At 44.0% G+C, this 3,335-nt stretch carries 4 protein-coding genes and 1 pseudogene; 2 read left to right on the plus strand and 3 right to left on the minus strand.

The window, feature by feature from the left end; translation table 11 throughout:
* Positions 1-258 (plus strand): annotated as a pseudogene (locus ACTXGO_RS11475) (catalase family protein); the annotation flags it as partial.
* A gap of 130 nt (positions 259-388) precedes the next feature.
* Here ACTXGO_RS11475 and ACTXGO_RS11480 read toward each other — a convergent pair.
* A complete protein-coding gene (locus ACTXGO_RS11480) occupies positions 389-838 on the minus strand; it encodes an MliC family protein (RefSeq protein ID WP_443574588.1) in 450 nt (149 codons plus the stop codon).
* 36 nt (positions 839-874) lie between these two features.
* Positions 875-1,795: a DMT family transporter gene (locus ACTXGO_RS11485; protein ID WP_443542331.1), complete on the minus strand. Its 921-nt coding sequence runs from the start codon at positions 1,793-1,795 to the stop codon at positions 875-877.
* A 112-nt stretch (positions 1,796-1,907) separates the two neighbouring features.
* On the opposite strand from ACTXGO_RS11485, the gene ACTXGO_RS11490 reads away from it, so the two are divergent.
* Entirely contained in the window at positions 1,908-2,591 is a 684-nt protein-coding gene (locus ACTXGO_RS11490; protein ID WP_443574589.1) for a DUF421 domain-containing protein, read from the plus strand.
* A gap of 10 nt (positions 2,592-2,601) precedes the next feature.
* Here the strand turns inward: ACTXGO_RS11490 and ACTXGO_RS11495 are convergent, their stop codons facing one another.
* Positions 2,602-3,279 carry a hypothetical protein gene (locus tag ACTXGO_RS11495; protein WP_443542333.1) on the minus strand — a complete coding sequence of 226 codons (678 nt, stop codon included), beginning with the start codon at positions 3,277-3,279 and terminating at the stop codon, positions 2,602-2,604.
* Between the last annotated feature and the right edge of the window lie 56 nt (positions 3,280-3,335).

Here is a 3,335-nt window from a genome sequence, read left to right on the forward strand (position 1 = left end):
GATGTGCCATTTGTCACCGTCGCGCGTTTGACCATTCCATGCCAAGATGTACCTGATGATGGCAACTTTGAGATTATGGAACATCTATCATTTACACCATTTCGCTGTCTTGAAGAAAATCGCCCTATTGGTAATCTCCAACAGTCCCGCCTAAAAGCTTATCAGATTGCCTCTGAGACTCGTCATACACTCAATGATGTCAAGCGCCAAGAGCCTAAAAGTCTTAAAGAGACTTTTGATAAATCTTTTATTACATAGTTCTGATAGCGATAAAAGGATTAAAAGTAGAGTTACAAGCCAAAAAAAGCCCATACGAATATGGGCTTTTCTATTTATAAATTATTACTGTTGTAGAATATCATTAACGAACAAGTCACCTTTATATTTATTATAGTTGGCAGTTGACTTGATACTGTTGACCGTTGTCTGTTGAGATAGTCATGATGCCATAATCTGCTTTAGTCTGCCAGTCATAAGTAGTTTGTGGATTGACGTTGTTGACGTAACGCGCGCCAGAGCCTGATACGGCTTGCTCTGTTCTGACTACAGCATTGCTTAGGCCAACTTTAGGCAAAGTCACGTTTAGATCAGCGACTTGACCGTTTGCTGAGTAAGTGGCAACGATAGCGCCATTGTCTTCACAAGTGAACGACTGCACTACAGGCTGGGCAGATGGAGTAGGGTCAGGCATGGTTGGTACAGGCGCGCTAGTGGCACAGGCAGCTAAGAATAAAAAGGCAGGCGTTACAGCTAATAGTTTTTTCATAATGTCCTCAATTTTGTTGGTAGATGGGAAAGACGTTATCATATCGCTAATCTCAAATCGAAACGTTGTCATTTGGCATCATAGCGGTATACCGAATGTTTCAATATATTACGCAGATGTTTTAGTAGTATTTTTGGTAAGTACAAATATGAATACAGCGCCAAGTATGACAAGGCTTGAAAGTATAAAAGACAAGGTCAATTGCTCAGATAAAAATACCACGCCTGCCAGCGCGGCAAGGACAGGCACACAAAACTGTACGACGGCAGCTTGCGTGCTTTTAAGTAGCGGCATGGCCACGTACCACAGGCAATAGCCAATTCCAGAGGTCACGGCACCTGACACCCCAGCCAATAGCACCCCTTCAACACTCACTTTTGCTAGGTAAGGTAGGGCCACGAGTAGTAATATAGGCAGAGCAACTAGGCTACGCACAAAGTTAAACCCTGTTGCTCGTAGCGGCGAGATGCAGGCTTTGCCTCTGATGCTATAGACGCCCCATGCGATACCACTTAGCATCATAACAATCGCCCCATAGAGTGACGGCACGGCAGCTGATGGCAGCATCAGATATACAAAACCCATAAAGGCTACTGCCAAAGCAATCCATTGAACAATACTTAAGCGCTCCTTTTGATAAATACCCCAACCGATCATCGTAAATTGGACAGCTGCGAACAAAATCATCGCACCAGTACCAGTATCTAGCTCGACATAAGCCAGCGAAAAGCAAAGCGCATAGATAACTAAGCTTAAACTACTAAGCCAGCTGCCCTTATCGCTAAGTATATGGTCACTAAGTATATGGTCACCTAGTATACGGTCGCTGAGTACGACAGCGGCCTCTGACGACTTTAAGCGCCTAGCATGGACTATCATGATGATTATCAAACAAACTGCGCCGCCAAGCAGCCGAATAATAGTAAAACTCCAAGGATCGATATAGCCCTCAGATAATGCCATGCGGCAAAGTAAGGAGTTTGCGGCAAACGCCAGCAAAGCTGCTATCGTGTATAGGGATGCTCTCAAATGAATCCTTACTGCCTAATAAAAAAGTTAGCTGATATAAAAGCGTATGGGTGCCATAAAATGTAGTATAGTTTTGCCCCTATTCATCACTGTCATATATAGAGTAACCAATATGGATTGGGCAAAGATATTTATTCATGACACCACGTGGCTGTTTGGCATAGAGATTATATTGCGCGCGGCGATTATGTTTGTCATGATTATTGTGTTTCTACGCTTTACCGGTAAGCGCGGTGTTCGTCAGTTGTCTATTTTTGAGCTGACCATTATCCTGTCGCTAGGCTCTATCGCCGGCGATCCGATGTTCACAGAAGACTTGCCGATTATACAAGCACTTATCATTATGAGTGTGGTCATTTTGCTATATCGATTATGTACCTGGGCGATGATGAAGTATCAACCTCTGGAGAATCTACTAGAGGGAGAAGCGATATACATTGTAGAAGATGGCATGCTGGTCCTTGATAAGATCAAAAAAGGCAAAATGTCGCACGATGAGTTCTTTGCCGAGATGCGTCAGCAAGGCATTGAGCATTTAGGTCAAGTGCGTACTGGTCTGCTGGAGACTGACGGCACTTTTAGTGTGTTGTTATACGCGCCTGATAATACAGGCTTTGGTTTGCCCTTATTTCCTAAACAATATCAGGCGACTACAGAGGTTGAGGATAATACCTACTACGCGTGCATGCACTGCGGACATGTCGAGTATATTAGCCAAAATGATGAGCTATGTTCGCGCTGTGAGAACAACTGCCGCGACTGGGCAAAAGCGCTCAATACCAAGATTGTCAGATAATAAAGTGGCGCTATTGATTAGCATTCACCATACGCAGATCTGCAATCATCTGCTCTAAGTGAGCTTTACCTTGTGCGCTCCAGACATTGTACATGCAGTTATTTGGGGTCACGACATAAGCAAGCCAAGACGCAGTAGGATTGCCACCCTCATGACCATAACCCACTTTGCTACCATCAGTATAATAGATATTGTAGGGCCAGTCATAAGCGGCCTCATCAGGATCTATGATACCGGTATTGGCAACGCCGTACATGCTACGGGTATTAGGCAAATCATAAGCGACGCCCCAGCCTCCTGAAAAACGAGCACGGCGCACACTGTGTCGAGCGATATGCGCCTCTGCTTGCTTGGGCAGCGCCAAAATTGGACACACAGATCTATTTTCTGATTTTAGCCACTCTTGATGATAAATAGCATCGGTATCGCTGATAGTGATCGCAGGACTCGTCCAAGGGGCTTTGGGTTCGGCGCTGTCATTCAATGCATCATCTATATTGGTATTGTCAGTAATGCTAGTGCTACTCATATCGATTGATGTTGCAGAAGTCTTTGCGCTATTAGTAGATTGGATTGCCGCTCTATCAGTAGGCAGATTAGTAGTGGGCAAGTTAGACTGACAAGCTGTCATAGCCATACTTAGCACAGGAGCAGCGATTAACAAAGAAGGTTTGTATAAACGTATCATAATTAGTTCTCAACTTTTAAAATTTGAATTTTAGCTTTGTTTTTATACTAGTGATA

It is taken from the genome of Psychrobacter sp. T6-1 (genome assembly GCF_052258445.1).

Coding starts and splice junctions, on each gene's coding strand:
- ACTXGO_RS11490 (WP_443574589.1), top strand. CDS start 1,908: ATGGATTGGGCAAAGATATTTATTCATGACACCACGTGGCTGTTTGGC.
- ACTXGO_RS11480 (WP_443574588.1), bottom strand. CDS start 838: ATGACAACGTTTCGATTTGAGATTAGCGATATGATAACGTCTTTCCCA.
- ACTXGO_RS11495 (WP_443542333.1), bottom strand. CDS start 3,279: ATGATACGTTTATACAAACCTTCTTTGTTAATCGCTGCTCCTGTGCTA.